This is a genomic window from Fervidobacterium nodosum Rt17-B1, from assembly GCF_000017545.1.
Classification (GTDB): Bacteria; Thermotogota; Thermotogae; order Thermotogales; family Fervidobacteriaceae; genus Fervidobacterium; species Fervidobacterium nodosum.
This window is the reverse complement of the sequence record NC_009718.1, coordinates 687,136-710,219: the sequence shown is the minus strand read 5'-3', so window position 1 is coordinate 710,219 and position 23,084 is coordinate 687,136. Positions and strand designations below refer to the sequence as shown.

The following is a 23,084-nucleotide window of genomic DNA, read 5'->3' as shown; positions in this document are numbered from 1 at the left end:
ATTAAAGAAATAAACAATAAAGATAGTGATTTTTTATTTGCTTTTAATTATGGTATAATATAAATGTTCAATGCTATTTAAATTAGATTCTTTAATTTTTCAATTAATAACGGGGGGAGCAAGTTGTTATTCTATATTAACCTTTACACTTTCCTTGTTGGTATATCGAAAGCAGCATATACTGCTTTATTTAACTTGTATTTAAAGTCTTTATCTTATGAAAACTCTATTATCGGAAATTCTACATTTTATTACTCTTGGGGATTAGCTTTTGGAGGACTTCTTTTTTCAAGCATTTCAGATAGAATCGGTCGAAAAAAGACATTGCTTGTAACAATGCCTTTATTTTCTCTCGCTGGTTTGTTAAGGCTGATACCGACCTCGTATACTTTGCTTTATGTTTTTTCTTTCTTATTTGGTTTTTTTGACACTTCAATAATTTTACCAACAATTTCTGTAATAGAAAGCTCAGATGAAAAGAAAAGACTAAGAAATTCGAATATGAACTTTGCTATAGTTATGCTTACAGGTGTTTTGGGATATTTTGGTGCAGGTCTTCTGTCAGAGAAAATAGGATTAGTCAACAGCTTAAGATTATCTATGATTTTAGCGCTATTTTCTATTCTCCCACTTTTTGCTTTGCCTAATACGAAGTTAAGAGTTAAAAGAAAAAAATTAAAAACAAATGGTAAAATGTACCTAAATCCTGTGCAATTAACGATGTTATTCTATTACATTTTATCTGGAGCGTTAGTGAGCGCTGCCGCGGCAGTTTTTATAAACTTTGGGAATGTGATATTTTTAGATTTATTTTTGTTTTCAACGACAACCATAACACTTATCCTTACTATTTCTCAACTTTCAACGGCTGTAACATCATTGTTCACCCACAAGTTAACGTCTAAGTACGGTTACAAGTTGTTACTCTTTGTTCTTTATCTTTCGGTAACTTTACTGATCTTCATGATGCCTATATTTATGTTAAACTCAGCTCTTTTTACCGTTGCTTATATACTTAGGTATATTCTGTTAAACATAACAACGCCTATGTTTATGGTTTTCTGTCTATCGTATCTTCCAAAATCTTACTTAGCCACATTTTCAGGTGTAAGTTACTTTATAAACAACTTAATGAAAGCATTTTCCGCTCAAATATTTACTCACCTTTCAAAAAGTGGTACAACAAATTATTCAAAACTCTTTTTAATCACTGGTACATTTTATCTTTTAAACACTATCATAACGTTGATAACCTTTGTTTTGATATATATTTTCAAAGATAAAACCGATGAGAAAACACAAACAACAAAGTTAGAACAAAGTAAGAAAAATGCTTTTGTTACATCAATTAAAGACTTTAAGCATAGAAGAATAATTTCTTATCAAAAGGATAATTCTCAAAAATTAAGTGTTCACATACACAATAGCACAACTTTTAAAAAGAATAAAGATGAAAAGTAAAAAATGTGGTAAAATATTTTTACCACATAATTATCTTTATTAAAGGAAGTGATTTCATGGGTATTAAAGTAGGAGACAAAGTTAAGCTTCACTACACTGGTATGTTTGAAGATGGTCAAATTTTTGATACATCTTTGAACAGAGAACCACTTGAATTTGTTGTAGGCGCAGGGCAAATTATTCCTGGTTTTGAAGAAGAGATACTTGGCATGGAGATGGGCGACAAGAAGAGATTCACAGTTTCGTTTGAAAAAGCTTATGGCCCAGTCAGGGAAGATTTAAAATTCTCAGTTGAAAGAGGAAGATTGCCTGAAGATGTTAGTGTAGGGGACCTTCTCGAAGTTCATCAACCAGATGGGAATTTCTTTGTTGTAAGGGTTGAAGAGTTGAACGACGCTGTTGCAATTTTGGACGCCAATCATCCTTTAGCTGGCAAGAATCTTATTTTTGAGATTGAGATATTGGAAATTAACTAAAAAATAGCTAGATAATAAGGACCATTTCTTCAAAGAAAATAAATTATATGAGAGTTTGTATAATAGTCGAAGGAACGTATCCGTACATAACAGGTGGAGTATCATCGTGGATACAAATGTTAATTGAAAATCTTCCTGGTATTCAATTCGACGTTGTCCATCTTGCACCTTGGAGATGGAAACGTCCTTTTGGATATAAAATGCCAAAAAATCTAAATAGAATATACGAATATCTTTTGTTTTCAGAGGGGGATACTTCTAATAAGTTTGTTGATACGAATAATTTGGTATTAAACGTTCGTAAGTTGATAGATTTTCCAAGAAGTAAAAAAGCAGACTTGTTTAGTGAAATATTAAAAGATGTTGCCGGAAAGAATTTATACTCGGCTATTTTAACGAAAGAATTTTGGGATTTCATCACCGACATTTATTCACATTACTTTGAGAGTGAAGGATTCACAGGTTTTTATTGGACTGTAATTGGATTTATCATCCCAATAATTGGAGCCATCCAATCTATTCCTCCAAAAGCCGACATATACCATTCAACAACGACTGGTTATGCATCACTAAGTGCACTTGTTGGAAAATACATCTATAATGGCAAGTTAATAATTACAGAACATGGCATATATCACAGAGAAAGAGAAATTGAAATAATGAAGTCTAGAAATGTTCAAGAGGTTTATAAACCTGTATGGATAGAGATATTCAAATTGATAAGTGAGGTTGCGTATAAAGAATGTGATGCGTTAACTACACTATTTGAAAAAAACCAGCTCTTTCAACTTGAATTAAACGCAGATTTTAGTAAGATGTACGTAATTCCGAATGGTATAGATGTAAATAAATTCAGCAAAGTAAAGAGGATAGAGCACGAAACGTTTAATATAGGCATGGTTGGAAGGGTAGTGCCAATCAAAGATATATTAACAGCAATAAAAGCATTTAGCATAGTGGCTAAAGAGCATGAAAATGCAAGACTTTACATAATTGGGCCCACTGATGAAGATGAAGAATATTACCAAAAATGTGTTGAATTAATAGATTTGCTTGAACTAAATGATAAAGTTATATTCACTGGAAAAGCGAATGTTCTTGATTATTATGGTTTAATAGATGTTCTTCTTCTCAGCAGTGTCTCGGAAGGTCAGCCCTTAGTACAGCTGGAATCTATGGCTTGTGGAATCCCAGTTGTTGTAACAAACGTTGGAAATTGCGCTGAAATAGCTTTAGATCCTGATGGACAGTCTGGTTTTGTTGTTGAACCTAAAGATTACATAAGTATGTCGGAAAAGATATTAGAACTTGCCAAAAATAAAGATTTATGGCACACATTTTCTGAAAATGGAAAACGAGTTGTTAGAGATAAGTACACCCTCTCAAAGATGATAGAATCTTACCTCGCTTTATATAGAGAGGTGTTGAAAAATGGTTAAAAAAATTGGTAAAATTCTAAAGTTCACATTTTTGATTGCATTATTTGTAATTTTTTTAGACACATTAGCATATCCAAAAGCTTTGCTTCTTTATAAAAATTCTGAGCAAGGATATGGCTATAACATACTTTTAAAGTATGTCGCACCTGAGTTAAAAACACTTTCTATAGCTTACGACTTAATGGACGTAGAAAGCGAAGAGTTTGGAACGTTAGATTTAAGAAGCTACGAACTTATTGTGACTTGTTATTACAGTCCCACTATGCCCAACGCAAAGACTTACTTAAAAAGACTTTATGATTTTTTGCTAAATGGTGGGAAAATATTTATCATAAACAACATAGGTGCTACAATCGATTCTTCTGGTTCGAATCACCCGGGACTTGCCGAAATAAATTCTATATATAACTTAATTGGTATTTCCTATACTTTTGGTTGGAAAAAGACAAAACCTTCAGAAATTAGCATAGATAAGTATTATCTCTTAAATGAAAATCCTGTTTATTTAACAAAAGATCGGGACGTTGAGCCTTACTATTCAATAAGTCCTTATACAAAACCGATTGTGACTGTCAAAACTTCCGATGGAAACTCTTTCGATATGGGATTTGTTGGTTCAATTGGTGCGATAATAAGTTATAACTACTTATTTGACGATAATGGTAAGGTATCATTAGATATTGGCAAAATCCTTATATCTTTACTTTACGGCGATTCCAAAGTTTTTAAAGTACTTGTAATCGGTAAGGACAATATTGCATTATCAAATGCACTCGGTTATGCACTTGTCAGGTATGATTGGAAAGAGAATATTCCATCCGTTCTTTCCATATACGATTTAATAATTTTGTTTGATGGAACAGTACCGATAACCGACCAAAAGCTTATAAATTACACATTTTCTGGTGGAACAGTGGTAGTTATTTCTAAGGGTGATAAAAAGACAAAAGTAGCTAATTTGAAAATTACCAGCGACATATTCCCTATCCCATCTGAATTCAATATAGAGTTTAATAGAGAAATAAATTATATAGAGCCTATTCCATCATCTATACCTTTGGTGAGTTCTTCAGATAACATAACGGTTGCTTGGAAAATTCTCATGGGTACTGGGCAAGTCATATACTATCCATCTGACTTACTTACGAAAAACCTAATTGGTTTGTTTATGCAAGTTGTATACTCCCAACTTCCGTTTTCTATCCAACCTATAATTAACAGCTTTTCTATCTACTTAGACGATTTTCCATTGCCAGCTTATAATAGAAAGATAGATGACATAACAAGAGAGTTTGGTGACATAACTGACAATGAATTTTATTACAATGTTTGGTGGCCAACTATGAAGAAACTTTCTGATGAATTAAATCTAAGGTACACAGCAATATTTGTGGCGAATTACAATGCTTCTGTAAAATGGCCATTCAGCTTCCAAGAATACGTGAACACTCCAGAACAAAGGATTGCGCTCAAAGAATTGTTAAATAGTTCTATCGAGATAGGAATACATGGATACAACCACATACCACTTACAAAAGATAGATGGAACGAAGAGGAGCTTATGGATGTATTGGTAACTTTAAAAATATTTCTAAAAAACACACTTGGTGAGGAATACATACCCTACACTTACGTAGCTCCAGATAACATAATAGATGATTTTGGGGTAAGTAAACTATTAGAAATTTTCCCGACGGTTAAAGCTATTGGAACTACTTACAAAAATCCGAGTTGGGAAAGAAATTATGATTTTTCGGTAATAAAACAAGGGACTGTAATTATACCGCGCACTACAGCTGGATATTATCCTGTTAGCAATCTTGTGACAAATTCTGTTATGGGACTAATGATGTTAGGAACTTATCAATATTTTCTCCATCCGGACGATCTATTTTCAAAAGACAGAAATCCAGGAAACAAAACCTGGGCAGAGATGTCGGAAAGTTTGAGAGAATTCTTGGATATCATGAAAAAATACTATCCATATCTAAGAAATCATTTCTCGTCTGAGAGTGCAGAAGTTATATACGACTTTTTCACACAAAGGCCCTTTATCAAGAAAGATGAAAATAAAGTTATCGTCGATATTTCGATGGGCCATCATTTACCAAGGTATTACTATTTGAGATCGAAAGAACCATTCAAACTCACGGGTGGAAGAATAATCTTCTATTCCAGTAATTTGTACGTTGTGGAGCAATTTGAAAATAGGATGGAAATTATATTTTTGAAATGATGAATTAGAAAGACTAAGGAGGTACTCTATGCAATATAAGTTTACAGTTTTGGATTTAGGTGATGATATTGATATAAAAAGATTGATGCGTGAAAAATCATCACATATTGAGTATATAAGGTGGGAAGAACCTTTTAAATTCAGGTACTCCGAGGGAATGGTTTATGTATACTCATTTGGGGCTGTTGTAGGAATAAACATACCATCTAAACAGTTTAACTCACTCCTTTCAGAGCTAGACGAGTATGTCATTGGAGATGTAAAGCACACTTCAATAGAAACTTTGGAAATTTTCCAAGGTAAAGACAAAGATATAGAGATACACGAAGATAAGATTTACTTGCCAAAGATAGATGATGGAATAATCTATATCACTTCTTTTGTACTCGCGCAGAGCGTTTCGTTAAATAGGATTGAGCAAAAAACCAATATTCTGATAGACGAAATAGAGAAATTTCTTTCAACAAAAGGGAAAATAGCAAAAGGTAGAAAATCTTTGAGTCTTGCTATGAAAATTCTTAAAACACGCCATGAGATACTCTCAGATATAATGATTTTAGACAAACCAGATTTGGCATGGGAAAATGAATTATACGATCAACTTTACCAAAAACTTTCAAGGTATTATGAACTCTCAAGGAGATATAAGAATGTAACGACAAAATTAGACCATGCGTTTGAAGTTGCATCGGTTTTGCTCGAAATTCATAGTGAAAGTAAGGCAAACTTCCTTGAATGGATGATAATCCTTCTTTTTGTTGTAGAAATAGCTATGACTCTTATTGAAAAAATTTTTTAATTATTGTAACTTGGTGTACAATAGAATACGCGTGTATATTTCAAAACAATTCTTACCACATTTATACTGAGGAGGGATAAGTTATGAAAAAGTTTCTGATAGTTCTTTTGTTAGTTCTTTTGAGCTTATTTGCATTTGCGGTTAAGATTACTGTTTTCCACATTAACGACACCCACGGTCACGCATGGTCATTTACAGATTCTGCAGGTAATATAATCGGTGGATTTGCAACGGTTGCATCTATTATCGATGCAGAAAGAAGTGTCAATCCTAACGTAATTTTCTTACATGCTGGCGATATCAACACAGGTGTTCCTGAGTCAGACTTAATGAACGCTATACCGGATATATTTGCACTTAACAGAATGAGATTGGCAGCTGCAACAGTTGGCAACCATGAATTTGATAAACCAAGAGATGTGTTAATGAAACAAATATCATGGGCAAAATTCCCATTCTTAAGTGCAAATATCTATAAAGATGGAAAGCCACTCTTTACGCCTTATATCATAAAGGAAGTTGGCGGGGTTAAGGTAGCAATCGTTGGTTTCACAACAGAACACACGAAGATATTGGAGGGACCAAACTCTGAAGATCTCGAATTTAAAAATGTTATAGAAGTTGCTAAACAATTAATTCCTGAATTGAAAAAACAAGCAAATGTTGTTATTGCTTTAACGCACCTCGGTGTTGGACAAGGTTACTCTGAACTTTACACAACAGCCGATCAACTTGCGAAAGAAGTTGAAGGAATTGATTTAATTATCGATGGTCACAGCCACACTCAAATGACACAACCGATGGTTGTAAATGGTGTACCAATTGTTCAAGCGTTTGAATGGGCAAAGGTATTGGGAAGAGCTGATATCGAAGTTGAAAATGGAAAAGTTGTAAAAATAGACTGGCAAGCTATACCGGTAATTCAATCAAAAGTTGTTGGAAAAGATGAATCAGGGAAGAATATCTACCAAGTTGTTACAAAAGAAGCTTTGTACGTTAAGACACCGCTCGATTACTTCAAAAAACTCGGTGGTGCAAAACTTGACACAGTTATAGGAACAACAGAGATATTATTAGACGGTGAAAGAGCAAACGTTAGATCAAAAACAACAAACCTTGCAAACCTTATAGCTGATTCCATGATTTGGAAAACGGGTGCTGATGTTGCTTTGACAAACGGTGGAGGAATTAGAGCATCAATAAAACAAGGTAATATAACAATAAGAGACGTGCTTACGGTTCTTCCATTTGGAAACACTCTCTATGTGCTTGAAATGAAAGGTTCTGACTTAATAAAGGTATTTGAATATGCTGCAACTGTACCAAATGGCCAAGGTGCGTTCCTACAAGTTGCTGGCGCAACATGGAAATCAGAAAGTGGAAAATTAACAGAAGTGCTTGTTGGTGGGAAACCAATAGACCCAGAAAAAGTCTATAAAGTTGTTACAAATGACTATATGGCAGCTGGTGGAGACGGTTACTCCATGTTGAAAGGTCAAAAAGGTTACAACACATTCTACGTAATGGCAGATGTTGTTGTTGAGTATATCCAAAAAGCGTTGGGTGGAAAAATAACATCTTACGATGACAAACCAAGAGTGGAAAGAAAGTAATTAAAGTAAAACAGTTAAAAACAAACAGCGGGTGAAGTACACACCCGCTGTTTTTCTTATCTGTTTCGACAGATTTTGACAGAAAAAGTATTGAGAAGTATAATTGATTGAGCAAAAGCAAAAAAGAAGGAGGTGAGATGGATGGAGCGAAGGTACGAAATTATCGAGATACTCAAAAAATCAAAATCTCCTGTGAAGGGTAAAGATTTATCGGATATATTAGGAGTAAGTCGCCAAATTATTGTTTATGACATCGCAAGACTTAGGGAAGAAGGGTACAAAATCGTATCAACGCGTGATGGGTACGTACTTGACACAGGTGGAAAAGTTAGAAGAACAATAGCTTTTAAGCACACAGCGGATGATATATACGATGAGTTGAAAACCATTGTAGAAAACGGTGGAAAAGTTATAGATGTTATAGTAGAGCATCCGATATATGGTGAGATAACGGGTAGGATAGATGTTTCTTCTATTGACGATGTAGAGAAATTTATCTCTCTTTTAAAGGCATCTAACACCAAGCCACTTTTAGAGATATCTGGTGGGATACACCTTCACACCATAGAAGCTCCTGATGAGGAAACCATGGAAAGAATTTTGAAAGCTGTTGAAAAGTATAGATTAATTTAATTCAAATAAAATTTTAAAGGAGGAATTAATTATGAAAGCTTTACTCATAGTTGATTTACAAAATGATTTTGCTAAACCAGGCGGTGCTTTGTATTTTCCAGGTGCAGAGAATGTTATTCCTAACATAGTTAAGATCGTCGAAGAATTCAAAGCACAGAATTTACCGATAATTTACACAAAAGATTGGCACGAAGATAACGATTACGAATTCTCCATTTGGGGAGTGCATTGTTTACACGATACCCATGGTAGCGAAATAGTTGATGAACTTAAAAAAGCGCTCGAAGATTATCAGAACAAATACGAAATCAAAAAGAGCAGATACTCTGGTTTTTACGGCACAAATCTTGATGAACTGCTCAAAAAGTTAGGCGTAACTGAGGTTCACGTTGGAGGATTGGTAACCCATATATGCGTTTTGTTTACCGTTGAAGAGTTGAGAAATAGAGGTATTGAGACAATAGTTCATTCAAATTGTGTGGATAGTTTTGATAAATCAATGCACGAATTCGCACTTAGAGAAATGAAAGAGGTTTTGCTAGCAAAGGTTATCTAAATTTCATACAAAATCTAAAATGTAATATAATCTTAATTGTAATTATCAGCATATGTGTTAAACTTTATAAGCTATGAATTAGTCAATCCCTTTCTCCTTGCTTTACCGTTTTAAGCTACCTATTGGTAGTTTAAATTAAACTTGAAGGTTGGTTCATTACCCCTTTGAAGGGCAAGAAAAAGCAAGGTAAGGGATGGACTAAACCGACGAAAAAATAAAAACGATGTAAGCAAGGAGAAAGGACGTGAAGTACATGGTAAACACGGGAAGTGTATTAGACGAAACAAAAAACTACGAGAGATTTGAAGATTTTGGCTTGAGTGAAGAAATTCTCTTGGCTATTCAAAAGAAAGGCTATGAAAAACCCACGGAAATACAAAAAATTGTTTTACCTTACGCTTTATCAACTGATAAGGATTTGATAGCTCAAGCACAAACAGGAACAGGTAAAACGGCAGCATTTGGAATACCTTTGCTTGAAAGGATAGATTTCAAGGCAAACAAATTTGTAAAGGCTATAATAGTTACACCTACGCGCGAATTAGCGTTGCAAATCTTCGAAGAACTGAAAAGTTTGAAAGGTACCAAACGAGTTAAAATAACAACACTTTACGGTGGTCAATCACTTGAAAAGCAATTCAAAGACCTTGAAAAAGGTGTTGATATAGTAGTTGGCACACCGGGTAGAATTATAGACCACCTAAATCGTGACACTCTTGACCTTTCACATGTGGAATATCTTGTCCTTGATGAAGCCGATAGAATGCTTGACATGGGATTTTTAGATGATGTACTTGAAATAATTAAGAGAACTGGCGAAAATAAGAGAACATTTCTTTTTTCTGCGACGATGCCAAAAGAAATAGTTGATATAGCAAGAAAATTCATGAAAGAATATATACACGTATCAACGGTTAAAGATGAACTTACGACAGAAAATGCGGAGCAACTTTACTTTGAAGTCGATGAAAAGGATAAATTGCCATTACTCTGCAGAATTATCGACATGAATCCAGATTTTTACGGTATCGTTTTTTGCCAGACAAAATTAGAAGTTGATGAAATATCCAAAAAACTCTTGGACCTTGGTTACAATGCAGATGGTCTCCATGGTGATTACTCTCAATACCAAAGAGAAAGAGTACTTGATAAATTTAGAAAAAAGCAATTGAGAATATTAGTCACGACAGATGTGGCAGCTCGTGGTATTGATATTGATGGGCTGACGCATGTTATAAATTATTCTGTTCCAAGAGATCCTGAGTATTACGTACACAGAATTGGAAGAACTGGAAGAGCTGGAAAAAAAGGTTTTGCTATCACATTCGTCACAAGAGATGATTACTTCCACTTTGCGAGAGTTAAGAGATTTGCTAAGGCAAAGATAATCAAAGATTCAATCCCGCAGGTTGAAGACATACTTAACAGGCAACTTGAAAAACTTTTAGATACTTTAAAAAATGCACCAAAAGTTTCAAACGAACTTTACAAAAGAGCAGCTCAACAAATTATCGAGGAAATGGGACCAACTGAAGCTGTTGAAATGCTTCTCCATACTTTGATAAAAGATAAGATAGATGTATCAAGGTATGGTGATGTAAAACCGAAGAACTTTTCTAAAGGAAGAGAACAAAATTTTGGGGATTCAAACAAAAATGTTGATTCTGGAAGTGTAAGATTATTCGTAAATATGGGCAGTTCAAAAGGACTAGATAAGAAAAAGCTTGTAGAGTTCATATCTGAAAGAACGGGTGTTGAGCCATCTAATATCAACAATGTAAAAGTCTTTGAAAATTTCTCTTTCATAGATGTAAGTGAATTTGACGCAGAAGTTATATTGAAGACATTAAATCCAAAAAGGGGTAAAAATTCACGCTCTAAACCTCTCGTTGAAAGAGCGAGGGAAAAAAGAGAAAATAGGGAAAATAGAGAAAGCAAAGAAAGAAAATCAAGAACTTAAATAAAAGCTGGGCATGGGCCCAGCTTTTGTTTTTTACTTGCTGCTGATGTTAAATTTCTAAGCTTTCTCCCGGTTTCAAAATCACGCACTTTATCCCAAGTTTTTCTGCGCCTTCCTTAAATTTCTGTTCATCAGCTTTTATTATATCCCACGTATTATAATGTATTGGGACAACTATCTTTGGTTTAATCATTTCAAGTGCAACCAGAGCATCTTCAACATCCATAACAAAATTACCACCTATTGGTAAGAACGCCACATCTATATCCTTTAGAAGTTCAAATTCTTTTGTAAGACCAGTATCGCCAGCGTGGTATATATTTTTCCCTTCCACTTTAATCAAAAAGCCACATGGGTTACCACCGTAAAGTACTTTATCTCCTTCATGAATTCCAGAACCGTGAATAGCGGGTGTAAGCTTCACTTTTCCAAATTCAAAGTAATACACCCCTCCAACATGCATTGGATGTATCTTGCAACCTTTCAGTTGAAGGTAATTGCATATTTCGAAATTGGAAATGACCGTTGAGTTATACTTTTTGCAAAGCTCAACAGTATCTCCAAGGTGATCCCCATGTCCGTGGGTTACCATAATGTAATCAATTTTTGGAAGTTGAAAATCTTTTGGATATGCAGGGTTACCTGTTATGAATGGGTCGATAATAACGTTGTACTTTCCTTCTATATCACTTATCAATAAAACAGCGTGCCCCAAGAACGTAAGTTTCATAACCACCCCTCCTCTTTAAAATTTATTCTACTCATAAAGCACTTTTTTTATTTTGGCAGGTTCCAATCTGAATTTTGAACCTTTACCTTGCAAGAAATGGTGCGCGGCAAGTAAATGGATCGAAAGTTCACTGTACATTATCTCCTCGTTGTTGTTTAGATTTTTTACAACCGCAACCCTCTTTCTGAATATACCATCTTGGAATGGGCAAGGCAAGAACCCTCTTGCTTCATCAACTCTTATCTCCCATTTATCATATTTTATAGCTTCACCTAAGCCTTTCAAGCCTTCTTTCAAAAGCTTTCTCATCAGTTTAGCTACTTCGACAAAATCTAAGCTTAAAAATTCAAATTCTTCCTCGTCTGCTTCTATTATATCAACAATATTTCTATCATCATCACCCAAGAAACCATCCGCTGTAATCTTTCCCGGTTTCATATTTTCCTGTGCTTTTATGTACTTCGGAGTCATTTTCATAGCGTTCCCCCCTTATGCGAATTTATCGTAGTACACATCCTTTACCCCATATTTTTCAAAAACTTGAATACATGCATTTATCATCCCTGGGCTACCACATAGATACCCTTCTTTTGGGGTATCTTTTGGTAAAACAGTCTGTAAGTATTTATCAAGGACATTTGTTATAAGCCCAGTTTCACCATCCCAGTTGTCTTCTGGAAGAGGGTCAGAGAGCGCGGGAATAAAGTGGAAATTTGGCCATTTCTTTTCTATTTCTCTGAACATTTCAACGTAATATAAGTCACGTTTGCTCCTTGCACCGAAGAAATACCATACGTTTCTATTGGTTATTCCGCGTTCCAACATATCCAAAATTATCGACTTTATAGGTGCCATACCACTACCACCAGCTACCATAACCATATCGGCGTTTGTATCCCTCATATAGAACTCTCCAAAAGGACCAACAACTTCTACAACATCGCCTTCCTTCATGTATTTATGCACATAAGTTGTTGCTATACCACCTGGCACAAGCCTTATAAGCAATTCCACGTGATTTTTATCGCTTGGTGCTGAAGAAATAGAGTACGCTCTTTGAGTTGATTCTTTGACATTTTCGTAAGGTGGAATAACGAGTTGTACGTATTGTCCAGCTTTAAAATTTATTTCATTCGGTTCAACAAGTCGAATTCTCAACTCTTTAATATCGTAAGTAACGTCTTTCAAACTTTCGACAATGCCTTTGAATTTACGGATGTTGAACAATTCTTCAGGGAGATAAATCTTTATAGGCTTTTTAAGCTTAATTTGACAAGATAATCTTATGTTTTGTTGTATTTCCTCTTTTGACATATAAGGTAATTCCGTTGGGAGATGAGGTCCTACATCTGATAAAACCTTTACTTTACATGCACCACAGCTACCACGACCTCCGCAAGCGGAAGGCACAAATATACCTTGTGAACTCAAAGTCTGCAATAATGGTGCTCCGCCTTTAACTTTCAATACCTTCTTGCCATCGTTTATATCGATATCTACTTCACCGTAATTATTCACTATTCCATCAACTATCGCAATAACTAAAGCTAGTCCTCCACTTATTAGTGAAACTACGATAGGTGCTATCAGCAAAGTCATTTCTTCACCCCCTATTGTACTTTAATCATTCCAGCGAAACCTATGAAAGCCATTGCCATAATGCCAATTGTGATAAGTGTAATTCCAACGCCTTTAAGCGGTGCTGGAACGGGAGCATTTTCCGTCTTTTTTCTAATTGCCGCAAGTAAAACAATGGCGAGCCACCAACCCATGCCACTGCCAAGCCCAAAAAATACAGATTGCAAGAACGTATAATTTCTCAATTGCATGAACAAAGCTACACCAAGTATTGCACAGTTAACGGTAATCAGCGGAAGGAAGATACCGAGAACCATATATAGATTCGGAGAAACTCTGTCAATTATCATCTCAAGCACTTGTACAACAGCGGCTATGACGATGATGTAAAGTATATACCTTAAGTAACCTAAATCCAACGGTGCTATAACGTATTTTTCGATAATCCAATTTATGGCTGTTGTTATCGTCATTACAAGCGTTACCGCTAAACCTAAGCCGTTAGAAGACTTTATATCCTTCGAAATTGATATAAACGAACACATTCCAAGAAAATTCGTAAGAAGAATATTACTTGTAAAAATCGATGCAAAGAACAATACAAAGGGATTTATATCAGGTACCATCATTGTCACCTCCTAGACTTTTTCATATTTCTCATTTCGAAGCCTTTTTCAACTGAACACCTCTGATAACCCAAATCAAAGACGCGAGGACAAAGAACGCGCTTGGTGGCATAACCATTATTGTCCAAGCTGGGAATGAAGATGGTAGGACTCTAAAACCAAGCACAGTACCAAATCCTAACAATTCTCTAAAGAGTGCAACTATAACAAGTATAAGCATATATCCAAGCCCTGCTGTGAATCCATCCCAGAAGGAAATTACTGGAGTATTCCCTTGAGCAAAAGCTTCTGCGCGCCCCATGATAATACAATTTGTGATTATAAGCCCAACGTACGGTCCTAGCGCCTTGCTAACATCTGGTACGTAAGCCCTTAATATTATATCCACGATAATAACGTAAAATGAAATAACCAGAACTTGTGTTATCATTCTAACTTTCCTTGGTATAACATTTCTGATAGCGGATATGGTGAAGTTAGAAAATGCGGTAACAAGCGTAACTCCTATCGTCATTATTAATGTATTTCTGAGATTATTAGTTACAGCCAATGTTGAGCATATACCCAATATTTGCACAATAACGGGGTTTTCTAACCATATGTTATTTTTCCATATCTTTTTGTATTCAGCTGAGTTTGCCATATCAATTCACCCCCAGCAATTTCTTAAGTATAGGAATATATGTTTGAATAATCTTTTCTATGGACTTTGATGTGAGCGTTGCGCCAGTTATGGCATCTACGACACCGTCTTCTTTTGAATCAGGCGCCTTTGTTGTTGAAACGATAATACCGTTGTTCACAACTTTCTCACCACGGAATTGATTTTTGAACCAACTTTCCTCGATCCTACCACCTAAACCTGGCGTTTCACTCTGGGAGATAAAATCAATGCCAACAATCTCTGACACATCTGAATTAACTGCCAAAACTCCGGATATATTTCCCCAAAGCCCACTCCCATTGAAAACGATAGCGTAAACTTCTTTTCCATTTACATTTGCTTTGAATAATTCGTAACCGTCTTTCTTTTCGGTGGTCACAGTATCTTTAAATTTGCTAATTGCTTCATCATTTGTTGTATAACCAATTTCCATCGCGTTCAATACAGCTTTTATCTTGAAAATTTCTTGATTCTTCTTAACCATGCTTGAAGTGACGGTATTCAACCACGATAAAACGAAAACAAACACAAATGTGATAATTAATGTGAATACGACAGTGTAAACTTTGCTCTCCCTATCGAATTTCATGCTTCCACCTTCTTTGTTTGGCCTTGGACGGGAGCTTTTTTCTTCTTATCTTTAATTACCTCATCCAAAAGTGGTGCGAAAAGATTACCCATCAATATTGCAAAGCTCCAACCTTCTGAGAATAGAGAGAAAGTCCTGATTATAACACCTGTGGTACCTATTATTATCCCGTAAATCCACTGTGAGCGTATCTTCTTTGGCGCTGTGATAGGCTCAGTTGCCATGAAAACAGATATAAAGACAAGACTACCTGAGAGTATTGCAGGAATGGTTGGAAGAGCTTTTGGAACGTTAAATACGTCTAATAGAAAAGTCAGAGCAGCGGCTGAAAAATATGTTGAAATCATCAATCGCCAACTTGCTGTCTTTGTAACTATAAGGTAAACAGCTGCAGCGAGAATAATCAAAATTGGACCTTCTCCAATCGAACCTGCTCGCCAACCTGTTAGCAAATTCAATACATTCAAACTCTCTCCTTGTCTCATAAGAGCAAGTGGGGTTGCTGAAGATACGGCATCCGTTCCGAATAAAGAAGGTTTTACCCATCCCATTGTCATATAATTAGGAAAAGTTATATAGATAAAAAGCCTTCCAACTATGGCAGGGTTAAATATATTTCTTCCAAATCCACCGTATACTTCTTTACCGAAGGCTACACCAAAAGCGATACCAATCATAGCCACCCAGAATGGAGTGTTCGGTGGTAGCGAAAGTAAGAAAAGCATACAAGTGACCAAAACAGCCTCACTAACAGGCTTTCTTTTCTGCTTTTCGAAAAGGTATTCGACGAATACACCAGTTGTAAATACCCAAATACCTAACCAGATAACCTTAAAACCATAAGCGAAAACGGAAAAAATAAATACAAACAACAAAGCCCAGAGCATTTTACGCATCATGGGCTGTTTTTGGAAAAACTTTGAAATCTTCTCCACCATACCACCCCCAACTTAGTTTAAAGTTTTTAATTAAACTTCGTACACAATTATATCACGTTTATCTAATAATTTTGCAACCTTAGTATTTTTTCAAAAATAAAAAAATCCCCAAATTGCTTTTAATTTGGCAATTTGGGGATTTAAAACAAGCTATATTGAAAAAATCAAGTTGTGAATTAACCTTTCACGCTTCCCATCGTAAGACCTTGTATGAAGTACTTTTGAAAGATTATAAACACGACAATAGGTACAATTGCGGCGATTATTGAACCGGCAGCGATTATATTCCAGCTACTAATCCACTGGCCTTGCAATGAAGTTAGGCCTATCGTTACAGTTTTTTTTGCATCAGTTTGGAGCAAGATAAGAGACCAAAGGTAATCGTTCCAAATCCATGTGAACTCCAAAATTCCCAAAGCCGCGACAGCCGGTTTCAAAAGTGGAAGAATTATTTTTCTGTAAATAGTAAAATCGTTTGCACCATCAATTTTAGCTGCTTCAAACAAACTTGTGGGGATAGTAATCATGAAATTTCTTAAAAAGAACGTACAAAAACCTATTTGAAAAGCGATGTGAAAGAGTATAACACCTGTGAGTGTATCGTAAAGATGAGTTTTTAACGAGAATGAATAAACTGGTATCAATAACATCTGGAAAGGTATCAACATTCCAGTTACGAAAACGATAATCAAGAACTTCTTCAGCTTGAACTCATACCAAGACAGCGCGAAAGCGGATAAACTTGACAAAAACAAAGCGCCAAGCGTAGAAATTGATGCGACTATGAAGGTGTTAAAAAAGTATCTTTGCATCTTGCTCTCAGTCCAAGCGATTTTGAAATTTTCAAAATTCCACTTCGATGGTGGCGACCAGACGTTTGGATTCATAAATATATCATCCATACTCTTGAAAGCGGTTAAAAACGTTATTATAAAAGGTGTCATCCATATGATAACGATTATAGTTGAGAGGACATAAAAATTTGTTACTTTTAAAATTTTAATGCGCTTTTTACTCATTCCCTTTCCTCCTTCTTAAGAACATTGTTGAGATAAGCTATTATAAACACAAGAGTTATCAAAAATTGTATAACAGCTATAGCGGAACCGTATCCCATATTGTAATTATGAAACGCTTTTATGTACATATAATTAGCCATAACACTTGAAGAATAGAACGGACCTCCACGAGTCATTACAAAAACTATATCGAATGCTCTCAAAGAGTCTATTATATTCACCGTAATCGCTATAACAGTCGCAGGCCTTAACTCAGGAAGTATAACATGCCAAAATCTTTGGAACGAATTTGCCCCATCAACGTAAGCTGCTTCAACATGCTCTTTGGAAACTCCTTGTAAACCTGCCAAGAAAAGAATCATTGCGTAAGCAACTTGTCTCCAAAGTGCCGCGGCTATTAGAGAAAACGTCACTATATTCGGGTCACTAATCCACGGCCTTGCTAAATTGGAAAGGCCGATAGCTCTCAAGAATGTATTTAACGCACCATTTCGTGGTTCTAAAATCCAAGACCAGATTTGACCAATAACAACGAAAGAGAGAGTCATCGGTAAATAAACAAGAGACTTATAAACTTTGTGCCCGGGGAATTTTTGATCCATAAGCATAGCAAATCCGAGACCAAGAGGGATAGAGATAAATACAAATCCTATCATCCAGTAGAAATTATTTTTCAAAGAGAGTAAAAAGTAATAATCTTGGAAAAGGTCTTTGTAATTTTGAAATCCAACGAAATTAAATGTTGGAGATATACTATCCCAATCTGTGAAGCTATATATAAAAGTTTGGAAAATTGGAATGATAACCCAAATAATGTAAAAAGTAATCGGCAAAGCTAAAAAAGCGTAAGGTATCCACCATTTTTTCTTAAATTTATTCATTAACATACCTCCTGCAAAGATTAAATATTATAAGTCTAATTCAAAATTCAAATTGAACCCGGGTTGCCCCGGGTTCAAGGAATAAATTTAATTATTTCACGCCGTAAATCTTCTTTCTTGAATTTTCCAAGTTTTGGAGGATCTTTGTGATGTCATTTGGTCTTGTAAGGAATTGTATCATTGCGTTCATACCCACTTCTGCTATCTCTGGATTTGTATCCCTATCGTAGAATTGAGCGACGCCAGCTGTTTGGAGAATCATATTGAAACCTTTCTTTGCGTGTTCATCAGGTGGTGTGACTTTAACATGTGCGGCAAGTCTTCCAAGGTCCGTTGCAAATTTTCTTTGCGCTTCTTCAGAAGCTATGAATCTGAGGAATTCAATAGCGCCTTTCTTGTTCTTTGCGTTAGCTGGCATCATGAAGCCGTCGATAGGAGTCTCTTCGTAAAGAGGAACCTTTGAATCTATAATTGGGAACCTGAAGAAATCAAGGTCAGCTTTAACTGACTCTGGTGCGACGTCTTTTATGAATTGTCCCATGTAGTACATTCCAGCTTCTCCACGGAATAAGAACTGAGCAGCCTCTTGCCATTCGTATGATGTATGATTTGGTAATAAGTATCCTCTGTCAATTAATTGTTTCCAGTAGTTGAAAATCTTTAGAACTCTTGCATCTGTATATGGAACTTCACCATTTGTCAATTTGATATGGAAATCAAGACCATTAATTCTTAAATTCAAGATATCGAACCAACCAGCGGCAGTCCATGGGAACTTTGTACCAATCGTAATTGGTATTATCCCATTTTTCTTAAGCGTATCACAGACTTTCAAGAATTCATCCCATGTTTTTGGTTCTTTAATTCCGTATTTTTGGAATACTGACTTTCTGTAATAAACACCCCACCAATACCAACTTTGTGGCACAAAATAAACTTTGTCTTTGTAAGAACAAGTACTTTCGAAAGAGCCCGGGAAGAAATCTGTGAACTTCTTACCCGCGAAAACATCTGTTACAGGAGCTATTAAACCTTTTTCCGCAAAGTATCTCATACGTTCTCCAGCAAACCATGTGACAACATCTGGACCTTCTGGCGCTGTAAGCCATGTCCTGAGAAGCGTTTTAAAATCTTCATGGGCAAATGTGTTAACGACAACTTCGTAATCCGGATATTTTTCCTCAAACATTTTCACAAGCTCAGCGAATGTTTTTCTCGGTGCAGGATCACTCATGTAACTGTTGACAACAATCTTTTCCTTAGCGAACGTCAACGAAAGAACAACTAACAACAATACAACAAAAGCAAAACGTTTCATCTGAAATCCCTCCCTTTTTAAAAGTGTGGTTTATGTTTTAACAATTATCGTTACCGGTAACGTAACCGAAAAACTTCGCCTAGATTTTACCAAAATTATCTCAAAGATAAAAAAGGCAAAAAAAACTAATTTATGTTTATTTTTGAAATTATTTTAATATTACTTTTCAAATCTTTGTTTTTCAGAATTCTTCATAGTGTTGTATAATATTGTATATTGTTTAATGGGTTGAAATATGATACAATTAGCTAAGACTAAGTGCAAAGGAGGTAGGTAATATGTTTAGAAAGTTTTTAATGGTATTTATTTTCTTTATTTTTGCTTTAAATGTCTCTGTTTACGCAGGCTATCTTGATAGTATTTTTCAGATTGATAAGTTCTCTGGAGAGTACCAGATTATTTCAACAACAACTTTAGAAAAGACGCCTGGTTGGTTTTCCGTTGAGGGAGTTGTGTACAATCTTGGAAATACAAATCTTAAGAAGCATTTGAAACTTTCAGAAGTTGATAGCAAACTATTAACGAAAGATAAGATAGTAGGGTTGCTTGGAGTAACATACGACGAGCTTTCAAAGATGAATGGTAAGAATGCGCCAACCATGGTTAGTGTGAATGGGATTGTATACGATTTGTCTTCTTCAAAATCCTGGGCGAACGGTAACCACAAAAATCAGCACACCGCCGGTCAAGATTTGACATACGATATATTGAAACTTTCTCCACACGGTATCTCAAAAATTAAGAGTTTTCCATCGTACGGTGTTCTTGTTTTTACACCAGAACAACTCGCAAAATTTGATGGAAAAGTGAATAAGAAGATTTATGTTTCCGTTTATGGAATAGTTTACGATGCAACGTATTCTAAAAAATTTTCCGGTGGAGAACATTACGGACACGATATGGGAGTTGATTTGACGAGTGAAATACTATCATTGCAAGGACACGTAAATCTCTTGGGAAAACTTTACAAAATAGGGCTTTTTGTACTTAATGAAAGCATGATTTCGAAATTCGATGGTAAGAACGCGAAACCTTTTGTGATTGTTGACAATAAAGTTTACGATATATCGAAAAACCCACAAAACGTTCAAGCAGGTAAAGTTTACTCAGAAACTCCAAGAAAAGAATGGTTAATTGTTGGGTATACTATAAAATAATCGAAAGGATGTTTTAAAAATGAATGTGGAATTGTTTAGAGTCCTTGGTGTGATAAGCGCTGTTTTGCTCTTTGTGCAGATATCTTTGTTTGTGGTTAGAAGAATATACAAATATTTGACTAAAAAGCCGGTTTTTTTGATGAAATTAATGAAAATTTTGGGAAAGGTCCACATATATACTGGAGTTTCATTGTTAGTTATAGGTTTTATTCACGGTATGCTAGCGCTTGGTAAGATAACGCTCCATACAGGATGGCTACTTTGGTTTGGAATATTATTTTCATTCATAGGTTTCCTTATGAAAAATAAAATTGGTAAGAAGTGGATTGTGTTTCATAGGACATTAGGTTTCGTATTAATAGGTTTATTCTTCCTTCACAAATTTTTCCCATGGATACTTTAAAAGTATGCTTTTGATTAACTAAAAAATAAATTTGTAAAAATACCTCCGATGTGGTACAATACAAACATTAACTCAGAAAGTTGCGTTGAACCACATTGGAGGTATTTTTGTTGAGATTTGAAAAGAATTTAAAGGTGAAGGGGTGCATTGATGAGGGATTTTGACAATAATGAGAAATACACTATTGGCGAAGAGATAGCAAATTCTATAACTCATGGTGTGGGGGCTTTATTTGGAATAGCAGGATTGGTTGTACTTATTATTTTTTCGACTTTTACACATGATGCACTTAAAATTGTTTCAGCGGTTATTTACGGTGTATCTCTAATGATAATGTATCTTTCGTCAACTTTATACCATTCTATACAGCACAAGAAAGCCAAGCAAATATTTGAGATACTCGATCACTCGTCAATATATCTTTTGATAGCTGGAACGTATACGCCTTTTACTTTAGTTTCACTTAACGGAAAAATTGGATGGACCATGTTTGCTATAGTGTGGTTACTTACTGCTATAGGTATTTTCTTAAAAGTATTCTTTGTGAAAAGGTTTTTGATACTCTCAACGCTTATTTATATATTTCTTGGTTGGATGATAGTATTCGAATTCAAACCTTTAATTTCGGCAATTTCAAATACAACACTATGGTTGTTAGTGCTTGGTGGGGTATCATATACGCTTGGTACAATATTTTACGTTTGGAGAAGATTGAAATTTGGGCATATGGTATGGCATTTGTTTGTTTTGCTTGGAAGTTTTTTACATTACTTTGCTGTGTTCAATGTTGTAGCTCGTTGATTCTATAGCATAACTCTTTATAATTTTCTACACATTTCATATTGAGTGAAGACTATTCTAAAATCGCTTTCTAGCAAAGTATTGTGCAAATAATCGTCTTCAGCTACAGAAACAACACTTATTATGCTTGGGTTAATTTGTTTGGATAAGTAATCTATCGCGCAATTACAAATAAGTTCCCAATTTGACAAATTTTCTGATTTCGCCGCTAAATCAACTATAAATACTGAATTGTCTTCATTTTTGCCCCAAACGACGTAACCTTCAGTATTTCCTATGTGCAATCGTGTATAGTTATATCTTCCATCAGCTAACAGCAAGGAAATAGGTTCTCTCTGCCAATTCACTTTTCTGTGTATTTGGAGTTCGTTGTTTAGGGCAACTGAATATACATATTTGCTATCGCTTGTAAAAGATGAGTAGTGTAAATTCTCAGGTTGTGGGTTTTCTAAAACAAATGTGTGAAGCTCTCTAACTTTTCTAAAGCCGTTCTTATCGTAAAACCTTACGGCGCGTTCATCTGATGCTGCAACTTCAAGGCTAATGTTCTCAATATTTTTGAGTTTTAAGTGATGAAATGCATGTTTTAATATTCTTTCTGCTAATCCTTTACCACGTTCATTTTCAACAACACCCATCGCGTCTATACGTGCCCTTTTTCCTCTAATTGAGATTAGGATAAAACCAACAGGCTCATTGTTTTTCACGAAGACAAAAGAGTCAGAAAAAGATATTGAATTTTCTCGAGCATCCATTTTGAAACTCAATACATTCCAATTTATAGGTAAAACGTAATCTTGAAATATTTTATTCACCAATTGAACGAAATCAATAAGCGAATATTCAGCGACCGTTAGTATCTTTTCCTCTGACATTCTGCTCCCCCCTTAGAACATCAACGATAGCTTTTGATAAATTTTCATCGGTTATTCCTAACGCGGAAACTTCTTTCATACCTGTAGCTTTTGATAAAGTAGATTTTTCGAAAATTTCGAAGTATTTTACGTTGTTTATTTCACAGCGTATCTTTAGATCCTTTTTTACCCTTGGTCCAGCATCGGTTGCGATTATAATCAACTTATTTTGAATTTTTGGATCGGTTATATACTCCCTTATCATATCTTTACCATATACGAGCTTACCAGATTTAGCTGCAAAACCAAGGTATGTTAGTATTTTGCTTGTTCCACTTTCACTTATATTCATA

Annotated in this window: 24 protein-coding genes; 12 read left to right on the top strand and 12 right to left on the bottom strand. The window is 35.2% G+C overall.

Annotated elements, in window-relative coordinates; all coding sequences use genetic code 11:
- The first annotated feature begins 123 nt into the window (after nt 1-123).
- From FNOD_RS03315 to FNOD_RS03275, 9 genes are all read left to right on the top strand, one after another.
- Nucleotides 124-1,461, top strand: a complete 1,338-nt coding sequence (locus tag FNOD_RS03315; protein WP_011993818.1) for an MFS transporter — start codon at nt 124-126, stop codon at nt 1,459-1,461.
- Nucleotides 1,462-1,517: 56 nt separating this feature from the next.
- The gene (locus tag FNOD_RS03310) at nt 1,518-1,937 is read left to right on the top strand and encodes an FKBP-type peptidyl-prolyl cis-trans isomerase (RefSeq protein WP_011993817.1); all 420 of its coding nucleotides are present in this window, start codon (nt 1,518-1,520) and stop codon (nt 1,935-1,937) included.
- Nucleotides 1,938-1,984: 47 nt separating this feature from the next.
- Nucleotides 1,985-3,376 (top strand): GT4 family glycosyltransferase PelF, encoded by a 1,392-nt coding sequence (gene pelF / locus FNOD_RS03305; protein ID WP_011993816.1) that lies wholly within the window; start codon nt 1,985-1,987, stop codon nt 3,374-3,376.
- A complete protein-coding gene (locus tag FNOD_RS03300; protein ID WP_011993815.1) occupies nt 3,369-5,612 on the top strand; it encodes a DUF2194 domain-containing protein in 2,244 nt (747 codons plus the stop codon). The genes pelF and FNOD_RS03300 overlap by 8 nt, the downstream gene beginning before the upstream one ends.
- Nucleotides 5,613-5,640: 28 nt before the next feature.
- Entirely contained in the window at nt 5,641-6,411 is a 771-nt protein-coding gene (locus FNOD_RS03295) for an RMD1 family protein (RefSeq protein WP_011993814.1), read from the top strand.
- 83 nt (nt 6,412-6,494) lie between these two features.
- Entirely contained in the window at nt 6,495-8,024 is a 1,530-nt protein-coding gene (locus FNOD_RS03290) for a bifunctional UDP-sugar hydrolase/5'-nucleotidase (RefSeq protein ID WP_011993813.1), read from the top strand.
- A gap of 141 nt (nt 8,025-8,165) precedes the next feature.
- Complete coding sequence (locus tag FNOD_RS03285; RefSeq protein WP_011993812.1) at nt 8,166-8,657, top strand: transcription repressor NadR; 492 nt, start codon at nt 8,166-8,168, stop codon at nt 8,655-8,657.
- A 31-nt stretch (nt 8,658-8,688) separates the two neighbouring features.
- Nucleotides 8,689-9,213 carry a cysteine hydrolase family protein gene (locus FNOD_RS03280; RefSeq protein ID WP_011993811.1) on the top strand — a complete coding sequence of 175 codons (525 nt, stop codon included), beginning with the start codon at nt 8,689-8,691 and terminating at the stop codon, nt 9,211-9,213.
- A 253-nt stretch (nt 9,214-9,466) separates the two neighbouring features.
- Nucleotides 9,467-11,173 carry a DEAD/DEAH box helicase gene (locus FNOD_RS03275; RefSeq protein WP_049751086.1) on the top strand — a complete coding sequence of 569 codons (1,707 nt, stop codon included), beginning with the start codon at nt 9,467-9,469 and terminating at the stop codon, nt 11,171-11,173.
- Between the two features lie 49 nt (nt 11,174-11,222).
- Here FNOD_RS03275 and FNOD_RS03270 read toward each other — a convergent pair whose 3' ends face one another.
- The 10 genes from FNOD_RS03270 to FNOD_RS03225 form a co-directional block, all read right to left on the bottom strand.
- Complete coding sequence (locus FNOD_RS03270) at nt 11,223-11,903, bottom strand: metal-dependent hydrolase (RefSeq protein WP_011993809.1); 681 nt, start codon at nt 11,901-11,903, stop codon at nt 11,223-11,225.
- A gap of 27 nt (nt 11,904-11,930) precedes the next feature.
- On the bottom strand, nt 11,931-12,380 hold the full coding sequence (locus FNOD_RS03265) for a hypothetical protein (protein ID WP_011993808.1): 450 nt from the start codon (nt 12,378-12,380) through the stop codon (nt 11,931-11,933).
- 12 nt (nt 12,381-12,392) lie between these two features.
- Entirely contained in the window at nt 12,393-13,502 is a 1,110-nt protein-coding gene (locus FNOD_RS03260) for an NADH:ubiquinone reductase (Na(+)-transporting) subunit F (protein ID WP_011993807.1), read from the bottom strand.
- Between the two features lie 11 nt (nt 13,503-13,513).
- The gene (locus FNOD_RS03255; protein ID WP_011993806.1) at nt 13,514-14,107 is read right to left on the bottom strand and encodes an NADH:ubiquinone reductase (Na(+)-transporting) subunit E; all 594 of its coding nucleotides are present in this window, start codon (nt 14,105-14,107) and stop codon (nt 13,514-13,516) included.
- Nucleotides 14,108-14,138: 31 nt separating this feature from the next.
- On the bottom strand, nt 14,139-14,750 hold the full coding sequence (locus tag FNOD_RS03250; protein WP_011993805.1) for an NADH:ubiquinone reductase (Na(+)-transporting) subunit D: 612 nt from the start codon (nt 14,748-14,750) through the stop codon (nt 14,139-14,141).
- Between the two features lies 1 nt (nt 14,751).
- A complete protein-coding gene (locus FNOD_RS03245; protein ID WP_011993804.1) occupies nt 14,752-15,360 on the bottom strand; it encodes an FMN-binding protein in 609 nt (202 codons plus the stop codon).
- Nucleotides 15,357-16,298 carry an RnfABCDGE type electron transport complex subunit D gene (locus FNOD_RS03240; RefSeq protein ID WP_011993803.1) on the bottom strand — a complete coding sequence of 314 codons (942 nt, stop codon included), beginning with the start codon at nt 16,296-16,298 and terminating at the stop codon, nt 15,357-15,359. Before FNOD_RS03240 ends, FNOD_RS03245 begins: the two co-directional genes overlap by 4 nt.
- A gap of 176 nt (nt 16,299-16,474) precedes the next feature.
- On the bottom strand, nt 16,475-17,317 hold the full coding sequence (locus FNOD_RS03235) for a carbohydrate ABC transporter permease (RefSeq protein WP_011993802.1): 843 nt from the start codon (nt 17,315-17,317) through the stop codon (nt 16,475-16,477).
- Entirely contained in the window at nt 17,314-18,198 is an 885-nt protein-coding gene (locus tag FNOD_RS03230; RefSeq protein WP_011993801.1) for a carbohydrate ABC transporter permease, read from the bottom strand. Before FNOD_RS03230 ends, FNOD_RS03235 begins: the two co-directional genes overlap by 4 nt.
- 91 nt (nt 18,199-18,289) lie before the next feature.
- A complete protein-coding gene (locus FNOD_RS03225; protein ID WP_011993800.1) occupies nt 18,290-19,516 on the bottom strand; it encodes an ABC transporter substrate-binding protein in 1,227 nt (408 codons plus the stop codon).
- Between the two features lie 278 nt (nt 19,517-19,794).
- On the opposite strand from FNOD_RS03225, the gene FNOD_RS03220 reads away from it, so the two are divergent.
- The 3 genes from FNOD_RS03220 (at nt 19,795) to trhA (ending at nt 21,877) form a co-directional block, all read left to right on the top strand.
- Entirely contained in the window at nt 19,795-20,673 is an 879-nt protein-coding gene (locus FNOD_RS03220; RefSeq protein ID WP_011993799.1) for a cytochrome b5 domain-containing protein, read from the top strand.
- 19 nt (nt 20,674-20,692) lie between these two features.
- Complete coding sequence (locus FNOD_RS03215; protein WP_011993798.1) at nt 20,693-21,076, top strand: hypothetical protein; 384 nt, start codon at nt 20,693-20,695, stop codon at nt 21,074-21,076.
- 150 nt (nt 21,077-21,226) lie between these two features.
- Nucleotides 21,227-21,877, top strand: a complete 651-nt coding sequence (gene trhA / locus FNOD_RS03210; protein ID WP_011993797.1) for a PAQR family membrane homeostasis protein TrhA — start codon at nt 21,227-21,229, stop codon at nt 21,875-21,877.
- Between the two features lie 17 nt (nt 21,878-21,894).
- Here trhA and FNOD_RS03205 read toward each other — a convergent pair whose 3' ends face one another.
- Nucleotides 21,895-22,752: a GNAT family N-acetyltransferase gene (locus FNOD_RS03205; protein ID WP_011993796.1), complete on the bottom strand. Its 858-nt coding sequence runs from the start codon at nt 22,750-22,752 to the stop codon at nt 21,895-21,897.
- Nucleotides 22,721-23,083, bottom strand: a complete 363-nt coding sequence (locus FNOD_RS03200) for a L7Ae/L30e/S12e/Gadd45 family ribosomal protein (protein WP_011993795.1) — start codon at nt 23,081-23,083, stop codon at nt 22,721-22,723. The genes FNOD_RS03205 and FNOD_RS03200 overlap by 32 nt, the downstream gene beginning before the upstream one ends.
- Nucleotide 23,084: the final 1 nt, after the last annotated feature.

Excerpts from the sequence above, each read along its gene's own strand:
- FNOD_RS03310 (WP_011993817.1), top strand. The coding sequence starts at position 1,518 with ATGGGTATTAAAGTAGGAGACAAAGTTAAGCTTCACTACACTGGTATG.
- pelF (WP_011993816.1), top strand. The coding sequence starts at position 1,985 with ATGAGAGTTTGTATAATAGTCGAAGGAACGTATCCGTACATAACAGGT.
- FNOD_RS03300 (WP_011993815.1), top strand. The coding sequence starts at position 3,369 with ATGGTTAAAAAAATTGGTAAAATTCTAAAGTTCACATTTTTGATTGCA.
- FNOD_RS03295 (WP_011993814.1), top strand. The coding sequence starts at position 5,641 with ATGCAATATAAGTTTACAGTTTTGGATTTAGGTGATGATATTGATATA.
- FNOD_RS03290 (WP_011993813.1), top strand. The coding sequence starts at position 6,495 with ATGAAAAAGTTTCTGATAGTTCTTTTGTTAGTTCTTTTGAGCTTATTT.
- FNOD_RS03285 (WP_011993812.1), top strand. The coding sequence starts at position 8,166 with ATGGAGCGAAGGTACGAAATTATCGAGATACTCAAAAAATCAAAATCT.
- FNOD_RS03280 (WP_011993811.1), top strand. The coding sequence starts at position 8,689 with ATGAAAGCTTTACTCATAGTTGATTTACAAAATGATTTTGCTAAACCA.
- FNOD_RS03275 (WP_049751086.1), top strand. The coding sequence starts at position 9,467 with ATGGTAAACACGGGAAGTGTATTAGACGAAACAAAAAACTACGAGAGA.
- FNOD_RS03270 (WP_011993809.1), bottom strand. The coding sequence starts at position 11,903 with ATGAAACTTACGTTCTTGGGGCACGCTGTTTTATTGATAAGTGATATA.
- FNOD_RS03265 (WP_011993808.1), bottom strand. The coding sequence starts at position 12,380 with ATGAAAATGACTCCGAAGTACATAAAAGCACAGGAAAATATGAAACCG.
- FNOD_RS03260 (WP_011993807.1), bottom strand. The coding sequence starts at position 13,502 with ATGACTTTGCTGATAGCACCTATCGTAGTTTCACTAATAAGTGGAGGA.
- FNOD_RS03255 (WP_011993806.1), bottom strand. The coding sequence starts at position 14,107 with ATGGTACCTGATATAAATCCCTTTGTATTGTTCTTTGCATCGATTTTT.
- FNOD_RS03250 (WP_011993805.1), bottom strand. The coding sequence starts at position 14,750 with ATGGCAAACTCAGCTGAATACAAAAAGATATGGAAAAATAACATATGG.
- FNOD_RS03245 (WP_011993804.1), bottom strand. The coding sequence starts at position 15,360 with ATGAAATTCGATAGGGAGAGCAAAGTTTACACTGTCGTATTCACATTA.
- FNOD_RS03240 (WP_011993803.1), bottom strand. The coding sequence starts at position 16,298 with ATGGTGGAGAAGATTTCAAAGTTTTTCCAAAAACAGCCCATGATGCGT.
- FNOD_RS03235 (WP_011993802.1), bottom strand. The coding sequence starts at position 17,317 with ATGAGTAAAAAGCGCATTAAAATTTTAAAAGTAACAAATTTTTATGTC.
- FNOD_RS03230 (WP_011993801.1), bottom strand. The coding sequence starts at position 18,198 with ATGAATAAATTTAAGAAAAAATGGTGGATACCTTACGCTTTTTTAGCT.
- FNOD_RS03225 (WP_011993800.1), bottom strand. The coding sequence starts at position 19,516 with ATGAAACGTTTTGCTTTTGTTGTATTGTTGTTAGTTGTTCTTTCGTTG.
- FNOD_RS03220 (WP_011993799.1), top strand. The coding sequence starts at position 19,795 with ATGTTTAGAAAGTTTTTAATGGTATTTATTTTCTTTATTTTTGCTTTA.
- FNOD_RS03215 (WP_011993798.1), top strand. The coding sequence starts at position 20,693 with ATGAATGTGGAATTGTTTAGAGTCCTTGGTGTGATAAGCGCTGTTTTG.
- trhA (WP_011993797.1), top strand. The coding sequence starts at position 21,227 with ATGAGGGATTTTGACAATAATGAGAAATACACTATTGGCGAAGAGATA.
- FNOD_RS03205 (WP_011993796.1), bottom strand. The coding sequence starts at position 22,752 with ATGTCAGAGGAAAAGATACTAACGGTCGCTGAATATTCGCTTATTGAT.
- FNOD_RS03200 (WP_011993795.1), bottom strand. The coding sequence starts at position 23,083 with ATGAATATAAGTGAAAGTGGAACAAGCAAAATACTAACATACCTTGGT.